This window comes from Pseudomonas sp. ABFPK (genome assembly GCF_001586765.1).
GTDB classification, from domain to species: domain Bacteria; phylum Pseudomonadota; class Gammaproteobacteria; order Pseudomonadales; family Pseudomonadaceae; genus Aquipseudomonas; species Aquipseudomonas asiatica.
In genome coordinates this window covers 41044-67553 of sequence record NZ_LQXW01000004.1, presented here as the reverse complement: position 1 = coordinate 67553, position 26510 = coordinate 41044, and the positions used below count along the sequence as shown (strand labels likewise).

Here is a 26510-nt window from a genome sequence, read left to right as displayed (position 1 = left end):
GATGGGCTGCGAAGCAGCCCCAGGTTTTCAGCTTCGCCGCATGAATTGCCGGGGCCGCTTTGCGGCCCGATCGCGACACAAGGCCGCTCCTACCTGAGATTGCCTTACTTCAGCTCGATCTGCGCGCACAGCCCACCGCCTGCGCGGTTGCTCAGGGTCAGTCGGCCGCCCATGGCCTGGATCAGCTGGTGGGCAATCGCCAATCCCAGCCCGGTGCCGCCGGTGCTGCGGTTGCGTGAACCTTCCACGCGATAGAACGGCTTGAGCACTTCATCCAGTTCGCCGCCGGGTATGCCTGGCCCGTTGTCGAGCACGCGGATCACGGTGCTGTCGCCCTCGCGGCACACCTCCAGTTCGGCAGCACCGGCAAACTTGAGGGCATTGTCCACCAGGTTCACCAGCACCCGGCGCAGGGCATGCGGGCGGGTTTCCAGCAGGCTGCCGCTGCTGCCATGGCGCTCGACCTGGGCGCCACTGTCCTGGTAGTCGAACACCAGGCTGTCGAGAAAGGCATCGAGGTTGACCCGGCACGGGGCCTCGGTGCTGGTGTCCATGCTGCGGGCATAAGCCACGCCTTCGCGCACCAGGTGTTCCATTTCACCCAGGTCGCTCCACAGCTTGTCCTTTTCCACCCCTTCGTCCATCACTTCGACACGCAGCTTCATGCGCGTGATCGGTGTTTGCAGGTCGTGGGAGATGGCCGCTAGCAACTGCATACGTTCCTTGAGGTAGGCTGCGATGCGCGCCTGCAGGGCGTTGAAGGCCACGGCGGCGTAGCGCACCTCGCGCGGGCCGCTCTCATCCAGCTGCACGCCAGGCTTGTCCGGGTCGAGGTTGTCCACCGCACGGGCCAGGCGGGTCAGCGGGCCGATCGCCAGTCGTACCGCCAGCCAGGTGCATAGCAACAGCACGGCCAACTGGATCAGCAACACCACGGGCAGCCAACGTGCCACCGGGACCGGCGATGGGGTTACGTCGATGGTCAGCGGAGCGCCATCGGCGAGGGTAAGGTGGGCCTGGAAGTGCGCATTCGGGCCGGGGATTTCCTGGAAGGAAAGGCGATAGTCGGCGCCAATGGCCTTGACGATCGAGTCCGCGGCCATGGGCGGGTCGCTGGTCGGCATGGCTTCGCCCGCCAGGCCCTGGTCCAGCCGGTAGCGGTAGGTACGCCGCTCCAGACGCGGCAGCCAGGCGGCGCGCTCGGCCGCGGGCAGGCGGTCGAGGATGGCCACCGAGGTGGCCACGTCCTGCTCCAGGGTGCTGAGCATCATCGAGCGGCTGCTGATGTAGCGCTCGTACGCTTGCAGGCCGAACGACAGGCCGTAGGCCAGCACCAGGCCGGTGAAGAAGATCAGTGCCAGGCGCGAGGCCAGGGTACGTGGCCACTTCATGATGGCGACTCGAGCAGTTGCACCGGCAGCGAGAACACGTAGCCCTCGCTGCGCACGGTCTTGATGCAGCTGGGTTCGCGGGCGTCGTCACCCAGGCGCTGGCGCAGGCGGCTGACCAGCAGGTCGATGGAGCGGTCGAAGATGTCGGCTTCGCGGCCCTGGGTCAGGTTGAGCAACTGCTCACGGCTGAGCACCCGCTGCGGGTGGTCGAGAAACACCCGCAGCAGGCGGTATTCGGCACCGCTCAGGGCTACCAGGGTGCCTTCGCTATCGAGCAGGTGGCGCGCGGTGGTGTCCAGCCGCCACTGGCCGAAGCCTAGCAGGCGGCTGCTTTCGCTGATGGTCAGGTTGGGCGGCAGCATGCGCGTACGGCGCAGCACGGCGTTGATGCGGGCCAGCAGTTCGCGGGCCGAGAACGGCTTGGTCAGGTAATCGTCGGCGCCCATTTCCAGGCCGATGATGCGGTCGGTTTCGTCGTTGCGGGCGGTCAGCATCAGCACCGGGGTATTGCGGTGCTTGCCGGCGCGCAGCTCGCGGCACAACAGCAGGCCGTCGTCGCCAGGCATCATGATGTCCAGGACGATCAGGTCGACGCTGTTGGCTTCGAGAAAGGCGCGCATCTGCCGACCGTCGGCGACGATGCTGGTGCGCAGTCCGTTCTTCTTCAGGTAGTTGCCGACCAGTTCGCGGATTTCGCGGTCGTCGTCGACGATCAGGATGTGATCGACGTGTTCCATGCGCTGCGTTCCTGTGCAAGAGGGGATGGGCGCAGTGTACCGAGCGCGTTCGCGCTTGCCTGCGGGGGATTGTATTGCAGTGTATCTGGCAGGTGTACAGACACAGGAGGAAGCACATCACAGCTTCGGGCGACACATACGGGATACCTGGCCGGCGTGAAATGGCTCTCGACCGGGGAGCACAACTCCCCACCCTCAAGCGTTACACAGGAGAGATGCCATGAACTTCAATACCTTCGCCCGTGCCAGCCTGCTTGCCGTGCTCAGCTTCGGCGCCATTGCCGCCCAGGCCTCCACCATGCCGATGGACGACAGCGGGGTCATGCAGTACCGCTACGGTGACCACCTGGATGTGAAGAAAGTGCTGTCGATACAGGATGACCAGAGCGACGCCTGTGGCCTGGTGAACACCCGCATGGATTACCTCGACTCCAAGGGCCAGCAGCAGAGCGTGCAGTACCGCACCTATGCCACCGGCGGTTGCCATGAGAATTGATCGCCGCTTGTTGTTGAAGGTTGGCGGCATTGCCCTGGCGCTGGCGGGCCTGGGTCTGGGCGGGCACCTGATGGCCCGCGACAGCTACGGTGCCATGCCGTCGCTGTCCGGCGCCAGCCAGTGGCTGAACTCGGCACCGCTGGATGGCCCCGGGCTCAAGGGCAAGGTGGTGCTGGTGGACTTCTGGACCTGGGACTGCATCAACTGCCGGCGCAGCCTGCCGCATGTGAACGAATGGGCGCGGCGCTATGCCGACCAGGGCCTGGTGGTGGTCGGTGTGCACACCCCGGAGTACGACTACGAGCACGATGTGGGCACCTTGCGTGACAAGGTGGCCAGCCTGGGGATCGGTTACCCGGTGGCGGTGGATAACGACTACAAGGTGTGGAATGCCTGGGGCAACCAGTTCTGGCCGGCACACTACTTTGTCGACCGCAAGGGGCAGGTGCGTCATGTGCACTTTGGCGAGGGGGATTATGGTGGGCAGGAGCAGGTGATACAGGCGTTGCTGGATGAGAAAGGGTGAGTTGTCAGTGCCGGCCTCTTCGCGGCGGTTCGACGACTCGATGAACCCGCTCCCACAGGTACTGCACCGCTTGCAGACTGTGCGATCCCTGTGGGAGCGGGTTTACCCGCGAAGAAGCCAACACCGATCCGTCAGGTGAAACTGGCAAAGTGCGCCTGCATCCGCGCCGCATCCGCCTGGCGCCCGCTGAACAGCTCGAACGCCTTCACCGCCTGGAACACGGCCATGTTGCTGCCATCCAGGGTGCGGCACCCCAGTGCCCGGGCGGCGCGCAGCAGTTCGGTCTCCAGCGGGAAGTAGATGATCTCCGCCACCCACAGGCGAGCATGCAGCAGCTCCACCGGCAGCGGTGTGCCCGGCAGCTTGGCCATGCCCACCGGTGTGGTGTTGACCAGCCCGTCCGCCTCGGCCAGGGCCGTGGCCAGGTCGTTGCCGACCACGGCGCGCCCGGCACCGAAATGGGCATTCAGGTTGTCCACCAGGGCCTGTGCACGGGCCACGTCCACTTCGAACAGTACCAGCCGCTCGACCCCTTCACCCAGCAGGGCATGGGCCACGGCCGAACCTGCGCCACCGGCACCCATCTGCACTACCTGGCGCCGTGCCACATCCGGCAGGCCACGACGCAAGCCTTCGGCAAAGCCCAGGCAGTCGGTGTTGTGGCCGACCCGCTTGCCGTCCTTGAGCACCACGGTGTTCACCGCACCGATGCCGCGGGCTTCGTCCGACAGTTCGTCGAGCAACGGCAGGATCGCCTGCTTGAACGGGTAGGTGATGTTTAGCCCCGTGAAACCGGTGTGCTGGGCGGCATCGAGCAGGCTGGGCAGGGCGCTGTCATCCAGTTGCAGCTGGTCGGCATCGATCAGCCGGTACAGGTAGCGCAGCGCCTGGGCATCACCTTCGTGTTCGTGCAGGGCAGGGGTGCGCGACAGCTGGATGCCGCGGCCGATCAGGCCGGCGAGGATGGCTTGCTGGCTCATGCGCTGCGCTCCTGCAACATTTCGGCAAAGTGGCTGATGGCCATGCGATAGCCATGGCTGCCCAGGCCGCAGATGACCCCGACGGCGATGGACGATATGAACGACAGGTGACGGAACGGTTCGCGCTTGTGCACGTTGGACAGGTGCACTTCGATAACCGGCACTTCGCCGGCCACCAGGGCATCGCGGATGGCCACCGAGGTGTGGGTCCAGGCGCCGGGGTTGATCACGATGCCGGCGCAGCGGCCACGGGCGGCATGGATCCAGTCGATCAGTTCGCCTTCGTGGTTGGTTTGGCGGAATTCGATTTCCAGGCCGAGGGAATGGGCGGTGTCGGCACAACCCTGGGCCAGGTCGGCGAGGGTTTCGTGGCCGTACTGGGCAGGCTCGCGGGTGCCCAGCATGTTCAGGTTGGGGCCGTTGAGTACGAGAATAAGGGGCTTCATGACGGGCATCGCTTTGTTGTTGTTGGATGCTTCCTAGTTTTGTACCGCCTGGTTAGTTTAGTCAATTGGACTAAACCGCTGTTCCGGGAAAGTGGGCGATTATCGAACCCTCAGCATGTACACACCTCTGTAGGAGCAGCCTTGTGCTGCGAAGAGGCCGGCAATGCCATTACATCTGCTGTGGCAGTACCGGCCTTTTCGCAGCACAAGGCTGCTCCTACAAAGAGAAACGCGGACTGGATTACAAAATTGTAATTTTCCCGCCACCGCCCCGATAAGCGCGGCTTTCTACAGTCCCTCGGCAAATCTCGCCGACGAGGACCTGTTTCGTGCCCATCCCCCGCAAGACCGCCTTGCTCTGCCTGTTGCTGGCTGGCGCCGGCACTGCCCAGGCCAGCCAGAGCCTGAGCCTGCCCCAGGCGCTAGACGCCGCCTTTGCTCAGAACCCGGAGCTGGCCGCAGCCGGACGGGAAATCGGCATTGCCGATGGCGAACGGCGCCAGGCCGGGCTGATCCCCAACCCGGAGCTGTCCTGGGAGGTCGAGGACACCCGCCGTGACACCAGCACCACCACGGTCACCCTTAGCCAACCGCTGGAGCTGGGCGGCAAGCGTGGCGCACGTGTCGCTGTGGCCGGTGCTGGCCAGGCCATTGCCCAGCTGGGCCTGGAACGCCAGCGCAACGGCCTGCGCGCCGATGTGATACAGGCCTTCCACGCGGCCCTGCGCGCACAGACCGCGCTGGATTTGGCGCAGCAATCGCAGGCGTTGACCGAGCGTGGGCTGCGAGTGGTGCAGGGGCGGGTGACCGCTGGCCAGTCATCGCCCGTTGAGGCCACCCGGGCCCAAGTGCAGTTGGCCCAGGCCCAGGCTGAAGTGCGCCGTGCGCAAACCCAGCGCAGTGTGGCCTACCAGGCCCTGGCACGGTTGACCGGCAGCCCGCTGGCAAGCTTCGACCAGTTGCAGGCAACCAACCTGTCCCCCGGTGATGTACCCAGCGCCGATGCCCTGCTAGACCAGGTCGAGCAAACGGCCGAATGGCGCCTGGCCGCCGCCCAGGTCGAGCGCGGCGAAGCGTCCCTGGGATCGGAAAAGGCCCTGCGTATTCCCAACCTCACAGTCAGCCTTGGCAGCCAGTACAGCCGCGAAGACCGCGAGCGGGTCAATGTGGTGGGCCTGTCGATGCCCTTGCCGCTGTTCGACCGCAACCAGGGCAACGTGCTGGCCGCGGCCCGCCGTGCCGACCAGGCGCGTGACCTGCGCAACGCCGTGGAGCTGCGCCTGCGCAGTGAAACCCGCAGCGCCGTCAGCCAGTGGGCCACGGCCATGCAGGAAGTGCAGGCCTATGACCGCACCATCCTGCCTTCTGCCCAGCAGGCCGTGGACACCGCCACACGCGGTTTCGAAATGGGCAAGTTTGCCTTTCTCGATGTGCTCGACGCCCAGCGCACGCTGATCGAGGCGCGCGGGCTGTACCTCGAGGCGCTGGCCTCGGCGACCGACGCGCGGGCGCAGGTCGAGCGGATCTATGGCGACCTCGATGGCCTGCGCAACAAATTGAACAGCAGGAGCAACAATGACTAATCCACGCAAGATAGCCCTTCTGGCTGCCGCCATTGCCGCGCTCGGCCTCGGTGGCCTGGCCTGGACCGGCAACCTCGGCAACGCATCGAGCACTGAAGCCCGGCACGACGACCACGGCGAAGAAAGCCATGGCCACGGCGAGGAACAGGCCGGCGAAGGTCACGAAGAAGAGGCGGGCAAGTTGCACCTGTCCATCGCCCAGATCGAAGCTGCCGGTGTGCAACTGGCCGATGCTGGCCCTCGTGAACTGGGCACCGCCATCAGCTTCCCGGGTGAAATCCGCTTCGACGAGGACCGCACTGCCCACGTCGTGCCACGCGTGCCCGGTGTGGTCGAGTCGGTGCAAGCCGAACTGGGCCAGGCGGTCAAGCGTGGTCAGGTGCTGGCGGTAATTGCCAGCCAGCAGATTTCCGACCTGCGCAGCGAACAACAGGCTGCCCAGCGCCGCCTGGAACTGGCGCGCCTGACCTTCCAGCGCGAACAGCAGCTGTGGCAGGAGCGGATCAGCGCCGAGCAGGATTACCTGCAGGCCCGCCAGGCCTTGCAGGAAGCGGAGATTGCCTTGGCCAACGCCCGGCAGAAGGTCGCCGCCGTGGGCCCGGCCGGCGCCGGCAACCGCTATGAACTGCGCGCGCCGTTCGATGCAGTGGTGGTGGAAAAGCACCTGACCGTGGGTGAGGTGGTCGATGAGACCAGCAATGCCTTCACCCTGTCTGACCTGAGCCGGGTCTGGGCCACCTTCGCCGTCGCCCCGCGCGACCTGGACAAGGTGACCACCGGCCGCAATGTCACGGTCAGCGCGCCGGACCTGGGTGCCCGGGTCGAGGGCAAGGTCAACTATGTCGGCAGCCTGCTCGGCGAGCAGAACCGTGCCGCCACTGTCCGCGCCACGCTGGCCAACCCCAACGGCGCCTGGCGCCATGGGTTGTTCGTCAACGTCGCGGTCAGCGTCGAACGCTTCAACGCCGCCGTGGTGGTACCGGAAAGCGCATTGCAATCCTGGGAAGAGCAGACCGTGGTGTTTGCCCGTACCGAGGAAGGCTTCGAGGCCCGCCCGGTGAAGGCCGGCCGCCGCGACGCCGGCCAGGTGGAAATCACCACCGGCCTTGCCGCCGGAACCCAGGTGGCCGCTGCCGGCAGCTTTGTCCTCAAGTCCGAGCTGGGCAAGGGCTCGGCCGAGCATAGCCATTGATCACGGGGACGCCTGCATGTTCGAACGCCTGATCCAATTCGCCATCGAGCAGCGCCTGGTGGTGATGCTGGCCGTGGTCCTGATGGCCGCGGTGGGTATCCACAGCTACCAGAAACTGCCGATCGACGCTGTACCGGACATTACCAACGTCCAGGTGCAGATCAATACCGCCGCGCCCGGCTATTCGCCGCTGGAGACCGAGCAGCGCATCACCTTCGCCATCGAGACCGCCATGGCCGGCCTGCCCGGGCTCAAGCAGACCCGCTCGCTGTCGCGCTCGGGCCTGTCGCAGGTCACGGTCATTTTCGACGACGGCACCGACCTGTTCTTCGCCCGCCAACTGGTCAACGAGCGCCTGCAAGTGGCGCGTGAGCAGTTGCCCGCCGGCATCGAAGCGGGCATGGGGCCGATTTCCACCGGGCTGGGTGAAATCTTCCTGTGGACGGTGGAAACCGAGCAGGGCGCGCTGAAGGAGGACGGCACACCCTACACCCCGACCGACTTGCGGGTGATTCAGGACTGGATCATCAAGCCGCAGTTGCGCAACGTGCCCGGGGTGGCCGAGGTCAACAGCATTGGCGGCCATGCCAAGCAGTACCTGATTGCGCCGGAGCCCAAGCGCCTGGCGGCCTACAAACTCACCCTCAACGACCTGATCGCGGCGCTGGAGCGCAACAACGCCAACGTCGGCGCCGGCTACATCGAGCGCAATGGCGAGCAGTTGCTGATTCGCGCGCCAGGCCAGGTGGCGTCGGCCGAGGACATCGCCAATATCGTCATCTCCAGTGTCGATGGCACGCCAATCCGCGTCAGCCATGTTGCCCAGGTCGGCCTGGGCGAAGAGCTGCGCTCGGGCGCGGCCACCGAAAACGGCCGGGAAGTGGTGCTGGGCACGGTGTTCATGCTGATTGGCGAGAACAGCCGCACGGTGGCCCAGGCGGTCGCCGCCAAGCTGGTCGAGATCAACCGCAACCTGCCCAAGGGCGTGGTAGCGGTGACGGTGTACGACCGCACCAACCTGGTGGAAAAGGCCATCGCCACGGTGAAGAAGAACCTGGTCGAGGGCGCCATCCTGGTCATCGCCGTGTTGTTCCTGTTCCTGGGCAACATCCGCGCTGCATTGATCACCGCCATGGTCATTCCGTTGTCGATGCTGTTCACCTTCACCGGCATGTTCAGCAACAAGGTCAGCGCCAACCTGATGAGCCTGGGCGCACTGGACTTCGGCATCATCGTCGACGGCGCGGTGGTGATCGTGGAGAACGCCATCCGCCGCCTGGCCCACGCCCAGCAACGCCATGGCCGCATGCTGACCCGCACCGAGCGCTTCCATGAAGTGTTCGCTGCCGCCCGTGAGGCGCGCCGGCCGCTGATCTACGGCCAGCTGATCATCATGGTGGTGTACCTGCCGATCTTTGCCCTGACCGGGGTGGAGGGCAAGATGTTCCACCCTATGGCCTTTACCGTGGTCATCGCCCTGCTTGGTGCCATGATCCTCTCGGTAACCTTCGTGCCGGCGGCCATTGCCCTGTTCGTCACCGGCAAGGTCAAGGAAGAGGAGGGCCTGGTAATGCGCACGGCGCGTCGGCGTTATGCCCCGGTGCTGGCCTGGGTGCTGGGCCGGCGCAAGCTGGCATTCGCTGCCGCCGCAACCTTGGTGTTGTTGTCCGGGGTGATGGCCAGCCGCATGGGCAGCGAGTTCATCCCCAGCCTCAGCGAAGGCGACTTTGCCCTGCAGGCCCTGCGCGTGCCGGGCACCAGCCTGTCGCAGTCGGTCGACATGCAGCAGCGCCTGGAACAGGCGATCATCGCCCAGGTGCCGGAAGTGGAACGGGTGTTCGCCCGCACCGGCACCGCCGAGATCGCCTCCGACCCGATGCCGCCGAACATTTCCGACGCCTATGTGATGCTGCGCCCGCGTGAGCAATGGGCCGACCCGGGCAAGCCGCGTGATGAGCTGATCGCCGAGGTACAACGTGCCGCCGCCAGCGTGCCGGGCAGCAACCACGAGCTGTCGCAGCCGATCCAGCTGCGCTTCAACGAGCTGATTTCCGGGGTGCGCAGCGATGTGGCGGTGAAGCTGTTCGGTGATGACATGGACGTGCTCAACCGCACCGCAGCGCAGATCGCCAGCAGCCTGCAAGGCGTGCCGGGCGCGTCCGAGGTAAAGGTCGAGCAGACTACCGGCCTGCCGGTGCTGACCATCGATATCGACCGCGACAAGGCGGCCCGCCATGGCCTGAACGTCGGCGATGTGCAGGACGCCATTGCCATTGCCGTGGGTGGCCGCACGGCCGGCACGCTGTACGAAGGTGACCGCCGTTTCGACATGGTGGTGCGCCTTTCGGAAACCCTGCGCACCGATGTCGACGGGCTGGCCAGCCTGCTGATTCCGGTGCCGGCCAGTGCTGCTGCGGGTGCCGGGCAAATCGGCTTCATTCCGCTGTCGCAGGTGGCCACGCTGAAACTGCAGCTGGGGCCGAACCAGGTCAGCCGCGAGGACGGCAAGCGGGTGGTGGTGGTCAGTGCCAACGTGCGCGGGCGTGACCTGGGCTCGTTCGTCGAGGAGGCAGAACAGACGCTGATCCAGCAGGTGCAGATACCGCCGGGTTACTGGACCCGCTGGGGCGGCCAGTTCGAGCAGCTGCAGTCGGCGGCCGAGCGCCTGCAGGTGGTGGTGCCGGTGGCCTTGCTGTTGGTCATGGCGCTGTTGCTGATGATGTTCAACAACCTCAGGGATGGCCTGCTGGTGTTCACCGGCATCCCGTTCGCCCTTACCGGTGGGGTGCTGGCGCTGTGGTTGCGGGACATTCCGTTGTCCATATCCGCTGGCGTGGGGTTCATTGCCTTGTCAGGGGTGGCGGTGCTCAACGGGCTGGTGATGATCGCCTTTATCCGTAGCTTGCGGGAGGAGGGGCGCACGCTGCGGGCAGCGGTCGAGGAGGGCGCGCTGACGCGCTTGCGGCCGGTGCTGATGACGGCACTGGTGGCGTCGCTGGGGTTCATCCCGATGGCCTTGGCTACCGGGACCGGGGCCGAGGTGCAAAGGCCGCTGGCGACCGTTGTGATTGGCGGGATTCTGTCGTCCACCGCACTGACCTTGCTGGTGTTGCCTGCGTTGTATCAGTGGGCGTATCGGCGCGAAGAGGTGCAGGAGGGGTGAGCGTTTTGGGGCTGCTTTGCAGCCCATCGCGACACAAGGCCGCTCCTACAGGGGACCGCATCAGCCGCAAATTGACGCGATCCCTTGTAGGAGCGGCCTTGTGTCGCGATGGGCCGCAAAGCGGCCCCAAATTCTCAAACAGTACGACGAGCCCCAGCCCTTGCACCGTCGCCCCCAGCCTCATCATGCAACGAAATCCGCGAAGTCTCCGGCAACGCTAAACCACCCACCAACGCCACCAGCGCAATCACCACCAGGTAGAACGCCGGTGCCAGGCTGCTGCCGGTCTGCCCGATCAGCCAGGTCGCCACCAGCGGCGCAGTGCCGCCAAACAGCGTATAGGCCACGTTGTAGGTAATTGCCGAAGCGGTATAGCGGGTGCGGGTGGGGAAGCTTTCCGACAGCAATGCCGCCGTGACCACGCCACTGCACAGCGCTCCGACCGCCAGCAGGATCACTCCCAGCAGTGCACCGGGCATCGAGCCGGAACTGGCCAGCCAGTACGCCGGGAACACGCACAGCATCACCCACAGGCAGGTAAAGCCGATGGTCTTGCGTCGCCCCACGCGGTCCGAGAACGCCCCGGCCAGCGGGCAGCCGACAGCGGCGAACAGCAGAGCCACGGTGGTCACCAGCAGCGATTGCGCGCGGGTCAGGTTGCCGACCAGTTGCAGGTAGGTGGCGAAGTAGGTGGTGAACATGTAGAACGACAGCGCGGTCAGCGAGATGAAAGCCCCCAGGTTGCGGATCGCCCGGCCATGGTTGTGCAGGGTTTCCTTGAGCGGCGAATGTTCATGCTCCTTGCCTTGGGCGATGGCTTCGCGGAACGCCGGTGTTTCTTCCATGCGCCAGCGCAGGTACAGGCCGACCAGCCCCAACGGCGCGGCGATCAGGAACGGGATGCGCCAACCCCATGCATTCATCGCCTCGGCCGACAGGCTGGCTTCCAGGCCATAAGCGATCACCGCCGCGCAGGCAAAGGCGGAAAAGGTCGACACCGGCACGAAGCTGCCATAGAAGGCGCGCTTGTCGTTGGGCGCGTGCTCCATCAGGTAGGCGCAGGCCCCGGCATACTCGCCACCGGCAGAAAAGCCCTGCAGGCAGCGCGCCAGGGTCAGCAGCGCGGGGGCTGCCAGGCCGATGCTGGCGTAGGTCGGCAGCAGGCCGATGAGGGTAGTGGAGCCGGCCATCAGCAGGATGGTCAGCGACAGGATGCGCTTGCGCCCCAGGCGGTCACCCAGCGCGCCGAACACGATGCCGCCCAGCGGGCGCAGGGCGAAGGCCACGGCGAACACCGCAAAGGTCTTGAGCAAGGCCACGCTGGCGTCTTCGCTGGCGAAGAACTGGCTGGCGATCAGGGTTGCGAGAAAGCCGTAGACGGCGAAGTCGAACCATTCGACGAAATTGCCGATGGCCGAGGCGGCGATCACCCGGCGCAGGGTGGCGGGGGATACCTCGTGAGGTGTGGGCATGCGAGTGCTCTCCGATTCCATTGGCAGGCATGATGAAAGTGGCGCTGTCGTGCAGCGCCATCATTGTTGTGCTTGCCAGTAGATCGCCGGGTGCTGGAGGACGCTTTGTCGAGGGCGACCTCGGGATACCTGATTCAACCGCGAGCTGTTCGCTTGGCACGGTCCACTGTAGGAGCGGCCTTGTGTCGCGAAAGGGCTGCGCAGCAGCCCCTCGATTGCAGCTTCGCTACTGACATCGCCGGGGCCGCTCTGCGACCCTTTCGCGACGCAAGGCCGCTCCCACAAGAGCCAATGCAGGCCGGGATGTTCATGCAAGACAGGCCATGCGCTCAGAAGCGCATGTCCAGCGCCAGTTCGAAGGTGCGCGGCGGCCCCATGTAGTACTGGCTGTTGTAGGCCTGCTTGGCATACACCTCGTCGGTCAGGTTGCGTACCCGACCGGTGAGCGTGGTGTGTTCATCCAGCCGGTAGCGGGCGAATGCACCGAACAGGGTGTAGGCCGGGGCCTTGAGGCTGTTGGCGTTGTCGGCATACACCGAACCCACGTAGCGCCCGTCTGCCCCCACCGACCACGCTGGGGTCAGGCTGTAGGTCAGCCACAGGTTGGCGACGTTGGCCGGTACGTTCACCGGTGCGTTGCCCTTGCGCGACACCGACACGCCGTTGACCGCCTCGTTGAACTCGTCGTACTGCGCATCGACATAGGCATAGTTGGCCTCGGCCAGCAGCTTCGGCGTCACCTGCAGGCGCCCGGACAGCTCGACGCCACGCGAGGTCTGCTGCCCGGCCTGGACCGTGAGGTTGGCGTCGTTGGAGTCGCGCACGGCAAAGTCCTTGCGCACGATCTGGTACAGCGCCAGCGTGGCCGCACCGCGCCCGTCGAGAAAGTCGAACTTGCTGCCCACTTCCCACTGCTCACCCTTGGACAGGTCGAACATCCCGACGTTGGAATAGGTCGCCGCCGCCAGCGAGCCTGCCGGCAGGTCGGCAGAGGTACTGTACTGCGCATAGACGCTGGCGGACGGGGTCAGCGCATAAGTCAGGCCGATACGCCCGGAAAGCGGTTCCCAGCGGCGTTCGAAGAACGCCGGCGAGGTTGGCGTCACCGCGCCGTAGTTGGTCACCTGCATGTCCAGGTAGTCGTAGCGCAGGGCGGTCAGCAGGGCCAGGCGTTCGGTGAGTTGCAGGCGGTTTTCGGCAAACACCGCGCGGTTGGTCACCTCGTGACGGCGTTGCTTGGTCAGGCCGGCATTCACCCCGGGGATGTCGTCGAAGCTGCCGGGGGCGAAGTGCTCGGCATCGACCACATCGCTCCAGCTGCTCGAGGTGGGGTAGAGGGTCTGGCGCATGCGCGAGTACTCCAGCCCAAGCGACCACTGGCTGGCCAGGCCGAACAGCTGGTTGTCGTGGCGCAGCTCGATGCGGTCACCCAGCAGGTTCTGGTCGTGGCGCTGCAGGTAAGGGCTGCTGCGTCGTACCTTGCCATCGCTGGTGTAGCTGTAGCGTTCGAGGTTGCGGTAGTCGCGCTGGGCGTTGTAGTGGTACAGCGTGTTCTGCACGCTGGTGCTGTCGCTGAGCTGGTAGTCGAGGATCGAGCGTAGCCAGCGTACCCGCTGCTCATAGCGGCCGTCGCCGACGTTGTAGTTTTCGAAGCGGCGGCTGTTGTCGATCTTCATCGTGCTGCGCCCGGGCAGGATCGGCGAGCCCCAGTAAGGGCTGTCTTCGCGGTCTTCCTGGTATTCCAGGGCCAGGGTGTGGGTGAGGTTGGGCGTGAGGTCGCTCAGCAACGAAAAAGCCAGGCTGTCTGTGTGCCGTTCGTTGCGGTCGATGTAGCCGTTGCCATGCCCGCGGCTGAAGTCCAGGCGCATGAAGTGGTGGGCATCGGCGGGGTTGCTGGCCAGAGCCTGGTTGATGCCGAACGCCACTTCGCTGTCGTCGAAGCTGCCATGGCGGATACGGCCGTCGATGGTCTGCTGATCGCGGCTGGCCAACTTGGTGATGTAGTTGATCGAGCCGCCGACAGCACCGGCACCATGCAGGAACGACGACGGGCCGCCAATCAATTCGACGCGGTCGAGTACCCAGGCATCCACTGGCCGGGTGGCGCTGCTGTAGCCCAGGTTGATGCCGTTGTACAACTGGGTGACCTGGTTCTGGGTGAAGCCGCGGTAGGCGACGAAGCCGCCAAAGCCCGGGTTGGCCGAGGCGTTGACGCCGGTCATGGCGTTGATCACGTCCTGGCTGTCCTTGGCGCCGCGCTCTTCGATCAGGCGGCGGTCCGAGACGCTGACCGAGGCTGGCGTTTCCCGCGCGGTGAGGCCCAGGCGCGAGCCAGTGCGGATCGGCTCGTCCAGTTGCACGCCGCTGGGGGCGTCGCGTTCACCGTCGATGGTGGTGGCGCTCAGTTCTACCGGGGCAGCATCCGCCCAGGCAAGGTTGCAGGTGCCCATGAGGAGCACCAGGGAGGTTTTGCGAAGCATGTTGGTGTGTCTTCCACGCAAAGGTCATGGCTGACCGCGAACGCGCACAGTCAGGCGCGCCCGGCTGAGGTCAGGCGAAATGAGGTACGGCTGCGGGGAAGGTGGCAGGGGAGGCGCGGGGGTTGAGGGCGGGGCGTTGATAACGCGGCGGCGGTTGCGCCCAGCTGCGCACCACGATGGGCGAGGTGGCCACGGCTTGCGCCGGGGTGAACGACCAGCCGCTGCTGCTGAGCGGCACGGCCAGGCCGAACGAGGAGCACACCGGGCAGTCGAGCTGGGCCATGTGCTGGTCGCCGCCAGCGCCCTCCAGGTCGATGGCTACGCCGTGTTCGCTGTTGATCGAGCAGAAACCGCCTTCCAGGCCGGCCAGGCGCAGGCCACCCATCTGGCCATGGTGCAGGCCACACAGAACCAGGCTGAACAGGACGCTGGCGTAGAGCGTCCAGGCGGTCAGCGTGCGGGTATGCCGGGTGGTTTTCATGGCGGCGAATCTACCACCCGGACGAACGGTCGGGTAGTGCTTCGGCCTTGATATTTTGCGGCGCTTTGCGCCCCGGGGTTCTGTCAGGCCGCGCGCTCCAGTACATCCAGCAAATCGACGAACTCCAGCGCCAATTTGTGCCGCGGCGCCAGGTGCACCAGCGGCACCGAGGTATGGTGCGACTCACGCATCTTGATCGAATGGCTAAGGTATACCGGCAGCACCGGCATGCCCTCGCTGCGCAATTGCTCGACCAGGGTCTGGTGCAGTGCGGTGCGCCCGGCGAACTGGTTGACCACAACACCTTCCACCAGCAGCGCCGGGTTGTGGTCCTGGCGCAGTTCTTCGACCTCGGCCATGACGTTGTGCAGGGCCTGGCGCGAGAAACTGTCGCAGTCGAACGGAATCAACAGCCGCTCGGCCGCTACCAGCGCGCTGAAGGTATAGAAGTTGAGCGCCGGTGGGGTGTCGATGTAGATCCGCTCGTAGTCCTCGCCCAGCTCCACCAGCAGCTTGCGCAGCTTGTTGATCTTGAACTTGCGATCCAGCTTGCCTTGCAGGTCGCTGAGGTCGGGGCTGGCGGTGACCAGGTGCAGGTTGCGGTAGCGGGTCTCGGTGATCGCCACCCGGTGCTTCTTGCCGGCAGCGGTGACCGGCGACAAGGTCTGGCGGAAGAAATCGGCGATGCCGGAAGGAATGGCGTCATTGACCAGCCCGGTCAGGTAGTAGGTGGCATTGGCCTGCGGGTCGAGGTCGACCAGCAAGGTCCGGTAGCCTTCGGCGGCACTGGCTGCGGCCAGGTTGCAGGCGATGCTGGACTTGCCGACGCCACCTTTCTGATTGAAAACCACACGACGCATCAGACGTTCATCCATGAAGTGAAAATGTCAGGTTGGGGTCAATCCTATGACTGGAACAAGACAGTTTCATGACAATGAATGTTACAACCTGCCCATTCATTATTGTGTGTTCCGGCCCTTTCGCGAGTGAACCCGCTCCTACCGGTTATGCACCGCCCTTGAGGGCTACGGGGTACCTGTGGGAGCGGGTTTACCCGCGAAGAGGCCGGAACAGGCAAGCAAGGGCGCTCAGGCAACAACCACCCGATTGCGCCCCTCCTGCTTGGCCCGGTAAAGCGCCCGGTCAGCCTCGCTGAACGCATCCCCCGGTTCGCTCTCGGCCTCGCCATCCCAATGCGCCACTCCCAGCGACACCGTCACCGCGCCCACCGGCTCCACCGGCGTATCCTGCACCGTTAGCCGCAGCCGCTCGGCCACCCCTGCCGCAACGTCCAGGCTAGCCCCCGGCAGCAGCATCAGGAACTCCTCGCCGCCGGTGCGGCACAGCAGGTCACCCTCGCGGCAGCAGCGGCGCATCAGCTCCGCCAACCGGCGCAACACCTGGTCACCCACCTCGTGCCCGTGGCAGTCGTTTACCCGCTTGAAATGGTCGACATCCAGCACGATGGCCGCAAACGGCCGGCCTTCGGCTTCCAGCAACGACAGGCTGAACTCCAGGCTGCGGCGGTTGCCCAGGCCGGTCAGCGGGTCGGTCTGGGCGTCGCGGTTGAGCCGACCGATGCGTTCATGCAGCAGGTTCAGCCCGAACAGCAGCGCGCGCTTCAACTCGGCCGCCTCGAAATACCAGGCCGGTACCCGATGCAGGCGTTCGGCAGTGCCGGCCCGATCCATCGAGCGGGCGCCGGCGGCCAGCTGCCACAGCGGCCGAGCGATGGTCATGGCCAGCCACCACAGCAGCATGCTGCCCACGAGTGCCAACGGCGCGGAGGTGCCGACCACGTTGAGGATCAGATGGCTCAGCGGCATCACCGTCTGGGTCAGCGGCTGCTGCGCCACCACGCCCCAACCGGCGCTGGGCACGGTGGCGTATCCAGCGAGCATTTCCACGCCGAGGCTGTTGGTCAATTGCCGGGTACCATTGCCCAGGCCCGCCAGCTGGTCGATCAGTGCATTGCCCTCAACCACCGTACCTACCCGCTGACTGTCGGGGTGGTACAGCAGACGGCGGTTGCGGTCGACCACGTACAGGTAGGAACCGTCCTTGTAGAAATGCTCGCCCAGCAGGCTGTTGAGAATGTTGTGTTCACGCAGGTACAGGCTGCCGCCGACATACCCCAGGTAGCGGCCGTTGCTGTCGTAAATGGGTTGCGACAGCGCTACCACCAGGTTGTTGGCCGCCGAAATGTAGGGCGTTGACACCAGTGGGCGGCGCGCCTGTAGCGCCTCCTGGACACCGGGAGAATGCATGTGCCTGCCGACCAGGTGCCGCAAGGGGGCGGGAGAAACCGCCAGCAGCACCCCGTTGGCATCGATCACGAACGTGGAATTGAAGGCCATGCTCTGGCTCAGGACACGCTCGGCCTCCGCCTGCAGGGCGACGGCGTCACCCAGCTGGCGGCCTTGCACGCCCGCGCTGAACGACAGCTGTTGCAAGGCGTTGCCGATAAAAGTCTCGGTAATGCTGGCCAGCTTCATCGCATACACCCGGTTGGCTTCCAGGGCGTGGTCGATCAGCAATTGGCGTTGCACCCGGTAGCTGGCGAAATAGCTGGCGCACAGCATCACCACGGCGGTAAGGGCGCAAAGCACCAGAATGAGTGTGCGTAGATCCAGGCGCAGTCCGTGCTTGGTGTGTGGCAATCCTGACCTCGAGTGATCAAAAACCGGCTACGAAATGTGGGCAACATTACGCGTTATGGGCGCAGTGGGGAACTGCGTTCAGGAGCCTGCGTTTTCCAGCGCGTCCAGCTCGTCTTCAACCTGTTGCATGCGCTGCTGCGCCAAGGCCTGCACCTTTGCGTCGCGGGCCGATTCGCGCATCAGGGCAGTGAGCTTCTCGCTCAGGCGTTTGCCGGCCTCGGTGTCTTCCAGGGCGCGGGCCTTCGCCGGGTCCCGGGTTGCCTCGACGATGGTGGCGAACTCGGCATCGCTGAAGTTCTTTTCGCTGTACAGGCGGAACAGGTCCTGGCGCTGGTCCTCGACCGTCAGGTGCTTGCGCAGCACGCCCTGGATGGTCGCCTGCGACAGCTGCGGGTGCGTACGGCCGAGCAGCGCGGCCATGCGCTCGATGTTGTGCGTGTAGGCATCCTGCAGCGGCAGCTGGGCCAGGATCTGTTCTTCGCGGGAAGGTTTCTGGTCGCAGGCGGTGAGGGCTGCAGTCAGCAGCAGGGGCAACAGCAACTTCTGGAGGCGAGGCATGGTGTGGCCTGGTTGGGCAGTGAGTGCTGCCGATTATACGGCAGTTGTGGTTGCCTGATGTATTTTGGGGGCCGCTGTGCGGCCCATCGCGACACAAGGCCGCTCCTACAGGGAGCGCGCCTGGCCGGATCTTTGCGCGAATCCCCTGTAGGAGCGGCCTTGTGTCGCGATGGGCTGCAATGCAGCCCCATTCAGGCAACGCGAAACATCAGAACCCACCCCCCAACGGCCATTCCACCGCCAAGCGTATCTGGTCCCCATCCAGCTCCGCCTGTGCCGTATTGCCCCGATGCACGTTATGCCGCAGCGAAAACGCGGTGCCTTTGGCCTTGCCGCTCTGCACCACATACCGTGCCTCCAGGTCGCGCTCCCAATGCTTGCCCCCCTTGCCATACCCTAGGTAGGCATACCCTCCCGCAGGGTCGACATGGGTACCGTCGATATCGAACCCGCGCACGTACAACGCCGTCAGGTTCAACCCCGGCACGCCGTAGGCGCCCATGTTCAGGTCATAGCGCGCCTGCCACGACTTTTCGTTCGGCGCGTTGAAGTCCGACATCTGCACCGCGTTGGCAATGAAGATCGCCCCTCGGGTCACGTAGTCGAATGGCGTGTTGCCGTCCACCTGCTGCCAGCCCAGGCTGAAACCGTGCGGCCCATGGTCGTAACGCGAGACCAGGCTCCAGGTGGTGTTGTCGATGCGCCCGGACAGCGCCTTGCCGGTGTCGGTGGTGCGGTAAAGGTTGAGGTCGAGGGTGAGGCTGCGGCGCTCATCCAGGGCATGGCTTAGGGTGCTGCCCAGGTAATGCTGGTTCCAGCTGTCCTGGTAACGTGAGGTGTACAGGCTGCCGCTGAAGGCGGCGCCGGGGTTCCACACCACGCCGGCCAGGTCGAAGCTGTTGCCTTGGCGGCCATTGGAGTAGTTCACCACGAAGCCCTGGTCGTGGCTGGATGCATTGCGGTCGGTGTTTTCATTGAAGTGCCCGGCCACCAGCCTGAGGTGGTCGAACTCGGTGCTGTCAAGGAAGAACCCGGTCGCTGTCTCGGGTAGCAGGCGGCTGTCGGATGAACTGAACACCGGGGTCTTGACCCGTTGCTCACCGTAGGACAGCACGGTATCGGCCATGCGCAGTTTCAATGCTGCGCCGGCACGGCTGTATTCGTTCTTCGGGTGCCCCTCGTTATCCACCCCGAGCAAGCGTGCCTTGCCCACGCGCCCGCCGCCGCTGTCGAGTTGCACGCCCAGGTAGGCGTGGGCGTCGACCCCGACACCGATCAGCCCCTGGGTGAAACCGGACCGGAAGGTGCCCATCAGGCCATAGGCCCATTCCTCGGCCTTGCCGCTACGTTCATCGCGCGGCTTGTAGGCGTTGCGCCCGGCACTGTTGCGCCCGCCATGCTTGTAGTCGCGCTGGTCGAATACGCTGCGGTTGAGCAGGCTCCAGCGGCCATCCTCGACAAAACCGTTGCTTTGCGATTGGGCGGAGTCGGCCAGCGCAGGGGGCGCGAGCAGGGCGCTGGCGAGCAGCAGGGCGACAGGGCGCGGCATAGGCAGAACTTCCTGTTCAGGGGGCGCGCAAACGCAGGATGTGCGCGCCGTCGAAGGGGTCGATGAGGTAGTGGGCATGCACGCCGAAAGTGTTCAGCAGGCGCTCGGGGGTGAGCACCTCGAGCGGTTTGCCGAGGGCGACCAGGCGGCCCTTGTCGAGCACCGCGACGCGGTCGCAGGTGAGCGCCTGATTGAGGTCGTGCAGGGCCACCAGGGTGGTCACCGGCAGGGCCTGCACCTGTTGCAACAGGCTCAGCTGGTGCTGGATATCCAGGTGGTTGGTCGGCTCGTCCAGCAGCAGCACCTGCGGCCGCTGTGCCAGGGCTCGGGCGATGTGCACCCGCTGGCGCTCGCCCCCGGACAGCGACCCCCAAAGGCGTGCGCGCAGGTGCAAAGCGTCGAGGTCGGCCAGGGCCTGCTCGACGATCGCGCGGTCTTCCCGGGAGAACGGCGCCAGCACCGACAGCCAGGGGGTGCGGCCCAGGGCAACGGCATCGAACACGCTGATCGCATCGAGGGTGTCGGCCTGCTGTTCGACCAGCGCCAAGGCCTGGGCGACACGGCGGCGGGGCAACCGTGCCAGCGGTTCGCCCAGCAACTGCACGCTGCCGTTGCCTGGCTTGCGCAGCCCGGCCAGCACCTTCAGCAGCGAGGACTTGCCGGAACCGTTGGGGCCGACGACGCCCAGGGTTTCACCGGCGACAACGCTCAGTTCGATATCACTGAGCACGGTATTGCCGGCCAGTTGCAGCCCCAGGTTCTGGCAACTCAAGGGGGCCAGCTGTAGCGCCGTCATGACCGTCATGGGCGCCCCCGGCGGCTGACCAGGATCAGCGCGAAGACCGGTGCGCCGAGCAGAGCCGTGACTACGCCCACGGGGATCACCTGGCCAGGGATCAAGATGCGCGACAGGATGTCGGCGGCAATCAGGAACAGTGCCCCGCCCAGTGCGCTGGCGGGCAGCAGGCGGCTGTGCCCGGGGCCGAGCAGCAGGCGCAGGGCATGGGGGATCACCAGCCCGACAAAACCGATGGCGCCGACGATGGACACCATCACGGCGGTCACCAGCGCCGCGCAGCTGATCAGCAGCAACTGGGTACGCCGCACCGGGATGCCCAGCGACGCCGCCGAGTCGGCACCGAAGGTGAAGGCATCCAAGGCACGGCGATGCCACAGGCACACCAACAGCCCGAACAGTACAACTGGCACGGCCAGCCACACCGAAGGCCAACGTACGCCACTGAGGTTGCCCAGCAGCCAGAACAGGATGCCGCGTGCCTGTTCGGCAGTGGCCGACATGGTGATGAGGAAGGCGGTAAGGGCGTTGAACAGTTGCGAGCCGGCGATCCCGGCAAGGATCACCTGGGCATTGTTGCTGCTGGGGCCGGCTGCCCGGGCCAGCAACAGTACCAAAGCGAACGCTGCCAGGGCACCGATGAACGCGCCGCCGGACATGCTCAGCGCCAGGCTACCGAAGCCCAGCAGGCCCACCAGCACCGCACCGGTCGAGGCGCCGGCAGACAGCCCCAGCAGGTAAGGCTCGGCCAACGGGTTGCGCAATAGTGCCTGGAGGATCACGCCGCAGGTGGCCAGGCCGGCGCCGCAGGCCGCGGCAACCAGGGTGCGGGGCAGGCGGTAGTTCCAGACGATGCCGGCGTCGATCGGGTCGACCGGGTAGCCGGCCTGCCACAGGTGGTTGGCCAGTACCTGGCCGACCACGCCGGGCGACAGGTTGGTTTCGCCGATGGCGGTGCCGGCCAGCAGGGCCGCCAACAGGGCGGCCAGGGCAACGGCGATGCAGGGTAGCAGGCGCATCATCACTGGGCTGCTTTGCCGCTGGCGAAGGCGGCGGCCAGCGTCTGCAGGCCGCTGAACAAGCGAATGCCGGCCTGCATGGCGTCGGCGTCGAGGATGATGATGCGGTCGTGCTTCACCGCGTCCATGTTGCGCGTTACCGGGTCGCTACGCAGGAATGCCAGCTTTTTCTGGTAGTCGTCGGCGGGGTAGCGGCGGCGGTCCATGCGGGCAATGATCAGCCAGGTGGGGTTGGCCTTGGCCAAGGTTTCCCAGCCTACGGTCGGCCATTCTTCGCTGGACTCGACCACGTTGCGCACGCCAAGGGTGCGCAGCATGAAATCGGCGACCCCCTGACGGCCCGCCACATAGGGGTCGATGTGCAGGTCGGCGCTGGAGAACCAGAACAGCGCCGAGGTGGCGGACAGGTCCTTGTCGGCCAGTTGCGCCTTGGCACTGTCCAGGCGGCCTCTGAGCTCGGCATTCAGGGCCGTGCCACGGTCCTGCACGTCGAAGATTGCCGCCAGCTGGCTGACGCTCTTGTAGATAGTGTCGACCTGAAATGCCTGCAGGCGAGTACCGTCGGCACCCACCAGGTTGTCCTTGCCTTCGCAGTCCGATGGCAGCAGGTAAGTGGGGATGCCCAGCTCATCGAACTGTTCGCGGGTGGCGACCGCCCCCTGAGCACCGACCATCCATTCGAACTGCACCGTCACCAGTTGCGGGCGCTTGCCCACTACTGCCTCGAAGCTGGGCTCGTTGTCGGCCAGGCGCGGCACCTTGGCGTTCTGCACCTGGTACTCGGGCAGCACATTGTTGAACCACAGCGAGGTGGCCGCCAGTTTGTCGCCCAGCCCCAGCGCGTAGAGCATCTCGGTGCTGGCCTGGCCAATGGTGACCGCGCGTTGCGGCGCCTGGGCGAAGGTTTGCGGCTTGCCGCAGTTGTCGACCGTAAGCGGGTAGTGGGTGGCAGCAGCCTGGGCCAGGCCGGTGAGGCCGAGGCCGGCGAGCAGAGTGGCAAAACGGGGCAGCATGCTGGGCGATCTCCTATCGGACAGTTCGGGTGAGGAACGCACGGACAGGCATCGCCGAGCCCCTGCTGGCGGCAGGGGCAACACTGATGGCCAATCCCGGACACCCCGCCGGTTGGTGAATGTAGGCCGGCAGGTCTCCTGACTGGTGCGTCATGGCCTGGCTCCGGCCTTCCCGGGTTCGTGGCCCAGTGGCATTGATGGAGCAGGCTCGGCACCTACAGTTGCGGGGGCAGTTCCGTTTGGCCCGAATTGGCGGGCCTGGGATTCCCTATTGATTCCGTGGTGGAAACCGGCGGCCGGCATGGTAGACCATCGTGCCGCCGGGTGAAAACGCTTTTCAGAAGTACTTCAGCCAGGTGATGTCGCGCCGCCGCGCCTTCAGGCGGGCGAACCAGCGCACCGGTAGGTACAGCGAAACTGCCAGCAGCACTGCCCCCAGCCACACCGCGGCGATGCCATCGAAGCCGAAGTAGTCGCCATGGTTGCGGCCGAACAGCGCCACGCTGGCCAGGTACAGCAGCTTCAGCACATACAGGTGCAGCAGGTAGAAGAACATCGGTGCCGCGCCGAACACCGCCAGGGCACTGATCCAGCGGGCCTGGCCGGCGCGTTCGAAGGCGCGCAGCAACAGCAGGCCACAGCCCAGGGTCAGGGCCAGGAACAGCAGCGATGGCGGGTACTTGGTGATGTTGAAGAAGCTCATCAGGGTTTGCGTGACGGTCGGGTAAACGCTCCATGGCGCCTCGCCGTAGCCGTTGACCAGGCGCAACACGACAAAGCCCAGCAGCGCGATCAGCCCGGCCAGCAGCAGGCGATGCTGGCGTTGGCCGGCCTCGCTGCCACGGGCGAACCACGGGCCCAGGCCGTAGCCCAGGGCGATGACCCCGATCCACGGCAGCACGGGGTAGGAGGTGCGCAGGCGCAGGCTGTCGGAGAACTCCAGCCAGCCCCGGTCATGCAGGATCGCCCATGGCACGTGCAGGGCGGATTCGACCCCGAAGTGCAGGCCATCGAGCAGGTTGTGGCCGGCGATGATGATTGCGCCCACGGCGAGCAGGGCGGCACGTGGCAACCACACCAGCAGCGACAGGGCGATCATGCTCACGCCGATGGCCCAGATCACTTGCAGGTAGATGACGCTGGGCGGCAGCTGGAAGGTCCAGGCGAAATTGACCAGGGTGAACTCCAGCACCACCAGGAACAGCCCGCGCTTGAACAGGAACGCCGAGACATCGCCGCGGCCCTGGTGTTTCTCGCCGTACAGCCAGGCTGAAAGGCCGGTCAGCAAGACGAACACCGGCGCGCACAGATGGGCCAGGGTGCGGCTGAAGAACAGCGTGGGCTCGGTAGTATCGATGGCCATCGGGTCACTGACCTGGCGGTGCAGAAAGAAGGTTTCACGAACGTGGTCCAGGAGCATGAACAGGATTACCAGGCCGCGCAGGGCGTCGATGCTCTGCAGGCGCTGGGTGAGCAGGGTGGGGGTGGCACTGGCGCTTGTCATGGGAGGTCGCTGATAGGAATGGATGTCAACTGAAACGTTATCTTATAACTATTTTTTCGGCGTCGGGTAGTGGTTTCTGTGTTGAGCGATCTCTTCGCGGCTACCCAGCGGACCTGTAGGAGCAGCCTTGTGCTGCGAAGGGGTCGGCATGACAGAAGCTTTTCTGTGGCAGTTATGGCCTCTTCGCAGCTCAAGGCTGCTCCTACAAAGGTTTCTCATCGGGCCTGAGGGCAGCCTACTCTTGTGGGAGCGGGCAAGCCCGCGAAGAGGCCGGTGCAGGCAGTTCAGATCAGAAGCTGTAATCCACCGTCGCAAAGTACGACCGTGGCATCCCCATCAGCCACTGCTGGCCACTGAACGCCGACTGCACATACTCACGGTCGAACAGGTTGTTCAACTGCAACCCCAGCCGCACATCCGGCAACACCTGCCAGCCGATGTCGGCATCCACCACGGTGTAGCCGGGGGCGCTGTAGGTGTTGGCGGTATTGGCATAGCGCTCGTCCACATAACGCGCGCCAATGCCGGCCTCCAGCCGCTGGCCGAAGCCTTTGCTCAGCCACAGGTTGGCGGTACGCCGCGGGACATTGGCCGGGCGATTGCCCGCACGGTCCTGCGCCACGCCGCCGACCATTTCGTTGAAGTCGTCGTACCTTGCGCGCACGATCGCCGCATTGGCCGACACCTGCCACTGGTGCGCCAGCTCCAGTTCCAGGGTTGCCTCCAGGCCGTCGGACGTCTGCTGGCCAGCCTGTTGCTTCTCGTGGGTGATCGGGTCATCCACCAGCAGCTTCTTCTTGACGATGTGGTAGGCCGCCAATGTCCATTCACCACGCCCTTCCCAGAAGCGCTGCTTCAGGCCCACTTCGGTCTGCCTGGCCTCGGTCAGGTCATAGTGCATCTGGTTGGCGCTGAGGCTGATGAGGTTGTCGACCCCGTCCTCGCTGGTGGAGTACTGGCCATACAGCGACAGGTCGTCGCTGACCGCAAACACCAGCCCGGCACGCCAGTTGCCGCCTTGCAGGCTGCGGTCGCTGCGGCTGTCGTTGGTCAGTTTTTCCTGGTCGATGTGGTTCTGGTCGCGGCGCACGCCGGTGACCAGCGACAGGCGATCGCTCAACTGCAGGCGGTTTTCGGCAAACAGGGCAAAGGTATGGGTGGTGGACAGCGTTTGCGGGCGCAGCGGCGAGGCGCTGTGGAACCAGCCTGGTTGCGGCTGCCACGGGTCGACGTAGTCCCCGCCCACATCGTTGTAGGGCGCGTTGCTGTCGACGTTGAAGCGGACCTTGTTGTACTCGGCGCCGACCACGGTCTTGCTGGCCAGGCCAAACAGCCTGTGGTCGAGGGTGAAGGCCTGGCGATCGCCGAACTGTTCCTGGTTGTGCTTGATCTGCAGATAGCTGCCGCGCAGCAGCTGCTGGCGCCCTGCATCCCAGCTGTACTCCTCGGCATTGCGCCAGTGACGGCGGCTCTTGATGTAGTACAGCTGGTTGCTGGCGCTGAGGTGATCGTTCAACGTCCAGTCGGTATTCAGGCGGGTCCATTCATCGACGTAGTGCTGCACATCGTCCTGCACGTTGTAGTTCTTCTTGCGTAGGCTGCTGCGGTAGCGGCCGTCGATCAGCGGGGTGCCGTAGTAGTTGGCAGGCTGCGCATCGCCGCGGTCGTGGGCGAGGGTGAAGCTGAGGTCGTCGCTGGCATCGAAGCGCAGCGCGGCGCTCAGCGCCAGGCTGCGTGACGGGGTGCGGTCGACCCAACCGTTACCGGTTTGCTGGTTCAGGGCCAGGCGGTAGCTCAGGCGCTCGCCGAGGCTGCCGCCGCTGTCCAGGCCGAGCTGCTGGCGGTCCCACGAACCGTAGCCCAGGCGCAGGTGGTTGCGTATCTCGCCGGCAAACGGCTTTTTCGGGGTCACGTTGACCACCGCCCCGGTGGCGCCTTCGCCATACAGCACCGAAGCCGGGCCGCGAATGACATCGATGCGCTCGACCATCCACGGGTCGACCGGGAATGTCTGGGTGCCGGCACCGGTGTACAGGCGTGCGCCGTCGAACAAGGTCATCACCGAGCCGTGCCCGGTAAAGCCGCGGGCGGACAGCCCCGTGCCGCCGTCGCCCGGGGAGCCGATGTAGCTGATGCCCGCTGAGCGGGTCACCGCGTCCTGCACGGTGAGGTTGTTGCGCTGCAGGATCTGCTCGGCGCTGATGCTGCTGGTGCTGGCCGGTGTCTCCAGGGCGCTGAGGCCCAGGCGCGAACCAGCCTGGGTCGGTGTGGCCAGGTCGATGGCGTGGCTGTCGAGCGTGTCGGTGATGGCCGTGGAGGGCAGGGCCAGTGGTTGTCGCTCGAGGTCATCGGCCAGGGCCGGCAGGGAAACGGCCAGGCAGGCCGCCAAGGGGTGAAGCTTGAAGATACGGGACATGTCGTTCCACTACTGCAGGAATGAATGGATCCCGGTGGAAAACACGCA

General features: G+C 65.4%; 21 protein-coding genes and 1 riboswitch. Of the genes, 5 read left to right on the top strand and 16 right to left on the bottom strand.

Annotation, left to right across the window (positions count from 1 at the left end):
- Window positions 1–104: 104 nt before the first annotated feature.
- Both WM94_RS04135 and WM94_RS04130 read right to left on the bottom strand, forming a co-directional pair.
- Window positions 105–1391: a HAMP domain-containing sensor histidine kinase gene (locus WM94_RS04135; RefSeq protein ID WP_024086661.1), complete on the bottom strand. Its 1287-nt coding sequence runs from the start codon at window positions 1389–1391 to the stop codon at window positions 105–107.
- Window positions 1388–2128 (bottom strand): response regulator, encoded by a 741-nt coding sequence (locus WM94_RS04130; protein WP_003250463.1) that lies wholly within the window; start codon window positions 2126–2128, stop codon window positions 1388–1390. Before WM94_RS04130 ends, WM94_RS04135 begins: the two co-directional genes overlap by 4 nt.
- Window positions 2129–2348: 220 nt before the next feature.
- Between WM94_RS04130 and WM94_RS04125 the strand changes: the two genes are divergently transcribed.
- Window positions 2349–2624: a DUF2790 domain-containing protein gene (locus WM94_RS04125; RefSeq protein WP_061550505.1), complete on the top strand. Its 276-nt coding sequence runs from the start codon at window positions 2349–2351 to the stop codon at window positions 2622–2624.
- Window positions 2614–3150 (top strand): thioredoxin family protein, encoded by a 537-nt coding sequence (locus tag WM94_RS04120; protein WP_177328667.1) that lies wholly within the window; start codon window positions 2614–2616, stop codon window positions 3148–3150. The genes WM94_RS04125 and WM94_RS04120 overlap by 11 nt, the downstream gene beginning before the upstream one ends.
- Before the next feature lie 131 nt (window positions 3151–3281).
- Here WM94_RS04120 and WM94_RS04115 read toward each other — a convergent pair whose 3' ends face one another.
- Both WM94_RS04115 and aroQ read right to left on the bottom strand, forming a co-directional pair.
- Window positions 3282–4130, bottom strand: coding sequence for a shikimate dehydrogenase (locus WM94_RS04115; RefSeq protein WP_061550504.1), 849 nt, complete (start codon window positions 4128–4130; stop codon window positions 3282–3284).
- Complete coding sequence (aroQ, locus tag WM94_RS04110; RefSeq protein WP_013971975.1) at window positions 4127–4576, bottom strand: type II 3-dehydroquinate dehydratase; 450 nt, start codon at window positions 4574–4576, stop codon at window positions 4127–4129. Before aroQ ends, WM94_RS04115 begins: the two co-directional genes overlap by 4 nt.
- Window positions 4577–4905: 329 nt before the next feature.
- Between aroQ and WM94_RS04105 the strand changes: the two genes are divergently transcribed.
- The 3 genes from WM94_RS04105 to WM94_RS04095 are packed head-to-tail and all read left to right on the top strand — an operon-like array spanning window position 4906 to window position 10514.
- Entirely contained in the window at window positions 4906–6159 is a 1254-nt protein-coding gene (locus tag WM94_RS04105) for a TolC family protein (RefSeq protein WP_061550503.1), read from the top strand.
- Window positions 6152–7351, top strand: coding sequence for an efflux RND transporter periplasmic adaptor subunit (locus WM94_RS04100; RefSeq protein WP_061550502.1), 1200 nt, complete (start codon window positions 6152–6154; stop codon window positions 7349–7351). Before WM94_RS04105 ends, WM94_RS04100 begins: the two co-directional genes overlap by 8 nt.
- Window positions 7352–7367: 16 nt before the next feature.
- The gene (locus WM94_RS04095) at window positions 7368–10514 is read left to right on the top strand and encodes an efflux RND transporter permease subunit (RefSeq protein ID WP_061550501.1); all 3147 of its coding nucleotides are present in this window, start codon (window positions 7368–7370) and stop codon (window positions 10512–10514) included.
- A 134-nt stretch (window positions 10515–10648) separates the two neighbouring features.
- Here the strand turns inward: WM94_RS04095 and WM94_RS04090 are convergent, their stop codons facing one another.
- From WM94_RS04090 to WM94_RS04035, 12 genes are all read right to left on the bottom strand, one after another.
- Entirely contained in the window at window positions 10649–11986 is a 1338-nt protein-coding gene (locus tag WM94_RS04090) for an MFS transporter (protein WP_061550500.1), read from the bottom strand.
- 329 nt (window positions 11987–12315) lie between these two features.
- The gene (locus WM94_RS04085) at window positions 12316–14466 is read right to left on the bottom strand and encodes a TonB-dependent siderophore receptor (protein ID WP_061550499.1); all 2151 of its coding nucleotides are present in this window, start codon (window positions 14464–14466) and stop codon (window positions 12316–12318) included.
- 70 nt (window positions 14467–14536) lie between these two features.
- Complete coding sequence (locus WM94_RS04080; protein ID WP_013971980.1) at window positions 14537–14947, bottom strand: DUF2946 family protein; 411 nt, start codon at window positions 14945–14947, stop codon at window positions 14537–14539.
- Window positions 14948–15030: 83 nt separating this feature from the next.
- Window positions 15031–15807 carry a ParA family protein gene (locus tag WM94_RS04075; protein WP_039614116.1) on the bottom strand — a complete coding sequence of 259 codons (777 nt, stop codon included), beginning with the start codon at window positions 15805–15807 and terminating at the stop codon, window positions 15031–15033.
- Window positions 15808–16035: 228 nt separating this feature from the next.
- A complete protein-coding gene (locus tag WM94_RS04070) occupies window positions 16036–17607 on the bottom strand; it encodes a sensor domain-containing diguanylate cyclase (protein WP_061550498.1) in 1572 nt (523 codons plus the stop codon).
- A gap of 78 nt (window positions 17608–17685) precedes the next feature.
- Window positions 17686–18165, bottom strand: coding sequence for a hypothetical protein (locus tag WM94_RS04065; protein WP_003260897.1), 480 nt, complete (start codon window positions 18163–18165; stop codon window positions 17686–17688).
- 208 nt (window positions 18166–18373) lie between these two features.
- Window positions 18374–19714 (bottom strand): OprD family porin, encoded by a 1341-nt coding sequence (locus WM94_RS04060; RefSeq protein ID WP_061550497.1) that lies wholly within the window; start codon window positions 19712–19714, stop codon window positions 18374–18376.
- Between the two features lie 16 nt (window positions 19715–19730).
- On the bottom strand, window positions 19731–20519 hold the full coding sequence (locus WM94_RS04055) for an ABC transporter ATP-binding protein (protein WP_061550496.1): 789 nt from the start codon (window positions 20517–20519) through the stop codon (window positions 19731–19733).
- Window positions 20516–21532, bottom strand: coding sequence for an iron ABC transporter permease (locus tag WM94_RS04050; protein WP_013971986.1), 1017 nt, complete (start codon window positions 21530–21532; stop codon window positions 20516–20518). Before WM94_RS04050 ends, WM94_RS04055 begins: the two co-directional genes overlap by 4 nt.
- Window positions 21532–22542 carry an ABC transporter substrate-binding protein gene (locus tag WM94_RS04045; protein WP_013971987.1) on the bottom strand — a complete coding sequence of 337 codons (1011 nt, stop codon included), beginning with the start codon at window positions 22540–22542 and terminating at the stop codon, window positions 21532–21534. The genes WM94_RS04050 and WM94_RS04045 overlap by 1 nt, the downstream gene beginning before the upstream one ends.
- Before the next feature lie 110 nt (window positions 22543–22652).
- Window positions 22653–22851, bottom strand: a riboswitch (cobalamin riboswitch).
- Window positions 22852–22879: 28 nt separating this feature from the next.
- Window positions 22880–24046, bottom strand: a complete 1167-nt coding sequence (locus tag WM94_RS04040) for a DUF1624 domain-containing protein (protein WP_061550495.1) — start codon at window positions 24044–24046, stop codon at window positions 22880–22882.
- A 289-nt stretch (window positions 24047–24335) separates the two neighbouring features.
- Window positions 24336–26462 (bottom strand): TonB-dependent siderophore receptor, encoded by a 2127-nt coding sequence (locus tag WM94_RS04035; RefSeq protein ID WP_061550494.1) that lies wholly within the window; start codon window positions 26460–26462, stop codon window positions 24336–24338.
- Window positions 26463–26510 lie beyond the last annotated feature (48 nt).